General features: G+C 40.3%; 5 protein-coding genes. 4 read left to right on the top strand and 1 reads right to left on the bottom strand.

What is annotated here, in order from left to right; translation table 11 throughout:
- Positions 1-88 precede the first annotated feature (88 nt).
- The 3 genes from FTV41_RS13650 (at position 89) to lpxO (ending at position 3,429) form a co-directional block, all read left to right on the top strand.
- Complete coding sequence (locus FTV41_RS13650; RefSeq protein WP_179996692.1) at positions 89-1,018, top strand: MobA/MobL family protein; 930 nt, start codon at positions 89-91, stop codon at positions 1,016-1,018.
- On the top strand, positions 1,015-1,515 hold the full coding sequence (locus FTV41_RS13645; RefSeq protein ID WP_179991827.1) for a hypothetical protein: 501 nt from the start codon (positions 1,015-1,017) through the stop codon (positions 1,513-1,515). Before FTV41_RS13650 ends, FTV41_RS13645 begins: the two co-directional genes overlap by 4 nt.
- 999 nt (positions 1,516-2,514) lie before the next feature.
- The gene (gene lpxO, locus FTV41_RS13640) at positions 2,515-3,429 is read left to right on the top strand and encodes a lipid A hydroxylase LpxO (RefSeq protein ID WP_125273387.1); all 915 of its coding nucleotides are present in this window, start codon (positions 2,515-2,517) and stop codon (positions 3,427-3,429) included.
- 237 nt (positions 3,430-3,666) lie between these two features.
- On the opposite strand, the gene FTV41_RS13635 is transcribed toward lpxO, so the two are convergent.
- Positions 3,667-4,077 (bottom strand): conjugal transfer protein TraD, encoded by a 411-nt coding sequence (locus FTV41_RS13635; protein WP_179995789.1) that lies wholly within the window; start codon positions 4,075-4,077, stop codon positions 3,667-3,669.
- 280 nt (positions 4,078-4,357) lie between these two features.
- On the opposite strand from FTV41_RS13635, the gene FTV41_RS13630 reads away from it, so the two are divergent.
- A complete protein-coding gene (locus FTV41_RS13630; protein ID WP_004847148.1) occupies positions 4,358-4,513 on the top strand; it encodes a hypothetical protein in 156 nt (51 codons plus the stop codon).
- The last annotated feature ends 38 nt before the right edge of the window (positions 4,514-4,551 follow it).

Genomic DNA, 4,551 nt, shown 5'->3' with positions numbered 1-4,551 from the left:
TTATCATCATTATGATGTGGGCTTCGATACTTGATCAAAGAGCGTTTAAAAAAGAACGTAACCGAAAAAAGGAACAGGATAAGACCTAATGGCGATTGCTCGTTTAAGTGTCAAAGTCGGTAAGGCAGGTAAAGCAGCACCGCATGCCGAATATATTGATCGGGATGAAGAAAAGAAGCTGAAACAGGAACAGGCAGAAACTGATCTTGAACATAGTGCTTATGGAAACATGCCGAAATGGGCTGAACATAATCCGATTACCTTTTGGCAGGCAGCCGACCTTTACGAGCGCAAAAATGGCAGTACCTATCGAGAATATGAAATTGCCCTGCCTAGAGAGATGAATGCCGAGCAACGCCTAGAACTGGTTGAGGACTTCATTCAGTCTGAGATCGGCTCAAAATATCCGTATCAATTTGCGATTCATAACCCTAAAGCAATGGACGGCAACGATCAGCCCCACGTCCACCTGATGTTTAATGAACGTCTGCAAGATGGAATCGAACGAGATCCGGAGCAATATTTCAAACGCTATAACAGCAAGAATCCTGAACGTGGCGGAGCTAAAAAAGACAATACCGGCAAGAGTTACCAGGAACGAAAAACTGATATTAAAGACCTACGCCAAAGATGGGCAGATTTATGCAACAGCCATTTAGAAAAACACCAAATTGACAGCCGTATTGATATGCGAAGCTATAAAGAGCAAGGCATAGACAAAGAACCTGAAAAAAAATTATTACCAAGCCAAGCCAAAGACCCTGAAATCAGGGAAGCCTTGCAACAGTCACGTACAGCCTACAAAGAGCTTGAGCGACTAGACTTAGGCGACCCGAAAAAAGACCTGAAAGAACTCAAAGACAGCCCAATTTCAGACAAAGAAATTAAACAGGGTATTGAGAGCTTTAAGGCTGATTTTGACAGCTTCAAACAGCTTGCCTTACAGCAGTACAAAGAACAGCAGAAATTAGAACGAGAGCAACAGAAAACCATGAGTTATAAGGGGATGAGCCGATGACACCTGATGAAAAAAAGTTATATGCACTGATGGCAGTTGCAGAACAACAGCAGAACCTAGTCAATCAGGCTGTTAAAGAGCTTCAAATCACCGAAGAACGCATTCAAAAGGTCATAGCAGGGCAAACCCATAGTACCGTATCAAAATCGCTAAATACGGGCTTACAGGAGGGTACAGCGGAGCTTATTAAGACCGCCAAAGCACTTGGACATTTAAAAAACTCGATTGAATCAACCAGTGATCAATTTTCATGGAAAATCATCACTATCGTTTTAGGCATTTTCGCCATTCTTATGCTTGGCATCATTTGGCTGTTTAGTGTTTATATCAAACCTTTAGAAAATATCCCGCAGATCGAGAGCCTAAGACAGCAAGGCATTCAGTTTGATCTTGGAAGCTGTAAAGTCGATGGAGAATCTAAAACGTGTGTCCGAGTGATGAAAGAACAGTGCGGATATGGAAATGCTAAAGATTTTTGCGTGATAGACCCTAAATAACAAACATCTGAAAAAGAAAAAGCCCATTCAGTATTGAAACTCAATGGGCTTTCGCTTTATATTCAGCGGTACGCAGTTATTTGATGCGCTAACATCAAGTAACGAAGATCAGCAGAGCTACCAACTCGTGCAGATTTCACCACAAGGCTTGTACCTGAACTCTATTTTCACAATAAACAGTGTTTAGATCAAGACTCAAAATGATAAGTCTTCGTTAATACGTGTTTTTAATCATCAAATAAGCATCATAGATCGAGCTTTGCCTGCTTCTGCGTGTCCGTTTTACGGATTGGCATGCGTTGCATGTGGAGGGAATAAGTGTCACTGGTGCAACGTAGCGATAGTCGAAAGGCTAAACCGCTACAGGGGAATCTCACAAAAGCGGAGCGTTAAGAGTAGTTGTATAGGTTGGTTAAGTTGTATGTTGGGGAAACCCTCGCAGAGATACCGCCATACTTCGACAGGGAGCGTGTGGGGAGAGGTGCAAGACCTTTAGTCCTTGTCTGCATAGTTTGCAAAGCTATGTGCGGATACGACCGATATACGTGGCTCCGAAGCCAAAAGAATATACGGTAAATCGGCAATACTTAAAGGATGCGTCATTTTTTTAAATGACCGCCTTTAGGGAGAGTATTGCCGAAACTCTCTCAACCGTTTCCAAAGCCAAAGCACGAAGTGCGACGCTTTGGGGGCGAGTTGAGAAGTTGAGAGCTTATTAAGCGTTTAAGAATAATAAGCGGATGTTTGATCTATTCTAATTTTATTGCTTAGGCTATTTGACTAATTAATTATGTTTTCAATAGCTTGTTTAAGTTCTTTAAATACTTCTTTGCTTTTCTTATTCCAATAAAACCATGTGCCAATTGCAATAATTAATGAAAACTTGTGATGAAAAGCTGGAAATAGGACGTACTTTGCAGCCTATGCTACAATTCGCAGTCTAGACCGAATACTGGTCTTTTTCTTTTATTTCGTTTTCTTTGGTTTCCAGGTTTTCATATGATTAAGTGGATCATTCTGGCGATTTTTATTCTTTCTGCACTTTATATTCAGCAACGTGGGAAGGTTCGTCACTCGTTTTATCGTCAATTTTTCGATCACTCAACGATTCTTGCGCCAATTAACTACCTCATGTACATGTTTTCAAAGGTACCGAATCAGCCATATATCGATACACAGCATTTTCAAGACTTAAAAGTGTTGGATGAAAACTGGGAAATGATTCGTGATGAAGCAAAAGCTTTATATGAAAAAGGCGGAATTAAAGCATCGAGCAGTTATGATGACTTGGGGTTTAACTCCTTTTTCAAAACAGGCTGGAAGCGTTTTTATCTGAAATGGTATGACTCTGCACATCCATCAGCCGCTGAACTTTGTCCAAAAACGACGGCGTTGCTGAAAACCTTGCCGACCATTAAAGCCGCGATGTTTACCGAGCTGGCACCTGACAGCCGTTTGGTTCGTCACCGTGACCCTTATGCGGGTTCATTGCGTTATCACTTGGGGTTGATCACACCGAATGATGATCGCTGCTTTATTGATGTGGATGGTGAGCGCTATTCATGGCGCGATGGTGAAAGCGTGGTCTTTGATGAAACTTATATTCACTATGCCGAAAACACCACTGATCAAAACCGCATTATTTTCTTTGCCGATGTCGAGCGTCCATTAAAGACACGCTTTATGGAACGTTTCAATCACTGGTTTGGTAAAAAAGTTATGACCGCTGCCAGCTCTCCAAATGAAGCAGGGGATCAAACGGGTGGACTGAATAAAGTCTTTGGTTATGTCTATCAAGTGCGGATCAAAGCTAAAGCCTTGAAGAAAACCAACCGTCAACTGTACTACTTCTTAAAGTGGTTCTTAATGCTCGGAATTTTCTTCCTGATCTTTGTTCGACCTTATGTGTTTTAAAGTACATTAAACGCCCTGAGGGGCGTTTTTTTATTTGGGCAGAAAAGGGGAAGCCTATCTGCCCTTTTGATTTTTCTATTTATTTCAAGGCTTACAGTGGATTTGAACCACGCATGGCTTTATGCTTTATCCAGTTAAAACTAAAAACAACATGAGCGCGTATCTCTTTCATTTTTAAGATCGCAACTTATAAGTTAGATAAAGCATGAGGTTTCAAGGTGCAAAAGTTTCTTGTAGTTAATTAATTTTACGTTGATTTAATATCTCTTGTCCTAATTCTTTCCAAATTTGCCATTTCATATCATTTGGATCAATTTCAGCAGTTTTAAGCAGAACTCCAAGTAATTCGGCGGGGTCACGCTGATCTAGGTTAGCAATTTCAAAAAGTGCGCCTAATTGGATGAGGTGACGTGTACGAGCTTTACGTTCAGCTTCCTTTTCCGCATTGAGTAATTTTCTAACAACGACTTTCTGTTTATTTGCTCGATCTATAGCTTTTTCAGCTTTGATAAGGGCATTTAATTTCTTTTCTTGTTCAGGTGTTCGGTACTGAATTTGAGCCAATTCCAATAGAAGTTTTTGAGCATCACTTGGATTCTTTAATGCAGAAATGTAGGTAATTTTTTCAGACAGCCATTCATTATTCATATTCAATTCCTTAATTCAGATACCGCAAAAGTACATGCTCAATTCTCAAAGAACGATAACAAAATAATTACGTCCAAGGTACGCAATTTTGTTAAAGTTCGTTCTAGATATTGTCGCCTGCACTTCCATCAAAATTTTGATGGCGCGCTTAGACGTTTCTCAATTTCATTGAGAAACCTAAGCACGTTAGGGATTTCATCCCTAAAACCCTGAAACTTCTTTTTTTAATTCAATTTTCAATTGAATTAAAAAAAGAAGTACCAAAGCTAGGAGCAACAGCATGCAACTAAAACAGGTCTTGGGAAAAATCAAAGATATTAGTTTTGGCGTGATCGCAGCACCGCTACTTATCATCATTATGATGTGGGCTTCGATACTTGATCAAAGAGCGTTTAAAAAAGAACGTAACCGAAAAAAGGAACAGGATAAGACCTAATGGCGATTGCTCGTTTAAGTGTCAAAGTCGGTAAGGCA

The sequence above is a fragment of the Acinetobacter sp. YH16051 genome, assembly GCF_013417135.1.
Classification (GTDB): domain Bacteria; phylum Pseudomonadota; class Gammaproteobacteria; order Pseudomonadales; family Moraxellaceae; genus Acinetobacter; species Acinetobacter towneri.
The sequence above is the reverse complement of the archived record's forward strand: the minus strand, read 5'-3'. Positions and strand labels throughout refer to the sequence as shown.